This is a genomic window from Brevundimonas sp. (assembly GCF_046293315.1).
Taxonomy (GTDB): Bacteria; Pseudomonadota; Alphaproteobacteria; order Caulobacterales; family Caulobacteraceae; genus Brevundimonas.
This window is the reverse complement of sequence record NZ_JBKBPF010000126.1, coordinates 1-523: the sequence shown is the minus strand read 5'-3', so window position 1 is coordinate 523 and position 523 is coordinate 1. Positions and strand designations below refer to the sequence as shown.

Here is a 523-nt window from a genome sequence, read left to right as displayed (position 1 = left end):
CGTGCAGCAGATGCTGCGATTGGCGACCTCTTGCGGCGCGGCGACCGGGTGTGTCTCGCCGGCCGCCTCAAGGCCGATCAGTGGAACGGGCGGCGGCGCGTTCAGCTTGAAATCATTGACGTCGCCACACTGTAAATCTTCTGTCATTCAACATCTGAAACAGGTTGCGGCCCGACACATCAGCCGCTATATCGCCGGTTCTCAAGCCGGTGCGGTCCCTTCGTCTATCGGTTAGGACGCCAGGTTTTCAACCTGGAAAGAGGGGTTCGATTCCCCTAGGGACTGCCAGCGCTTCTCCCGGCCTCTGACCGCATTTCGCGCAGCTGTCGCATATCTTCCTGCGTTTCTGACTCAAGATCGCGTGACAAGCTCCTCGCGAGGCTTTAGGTTTTGCGGTTGGGGAATTTGGGTTGATGACACAGACTGCCGCAAAAACCGAATCGGAATCGCCCGAGAGCGCGCCCGTCGTGCGGGTCATCGGCCGCGTGAAGTGGTTTGACAGCACCAAGGGCTATGGCTTCGT

General features: G+C 59.3%; 1 tRNA gene. It reads left to right on the top strand.

Going from position 1 to position 523, the window contains the following annotated elements:
• The first annotated feature begins 213 nt into the window (after positions 1-213).
• A tRNA-Glu gene (locus ACK4SE_RS14365) sits at positions 214-288 on the top strand.
• Positions 289-523 lie beyond the last annotated feature (235 nt).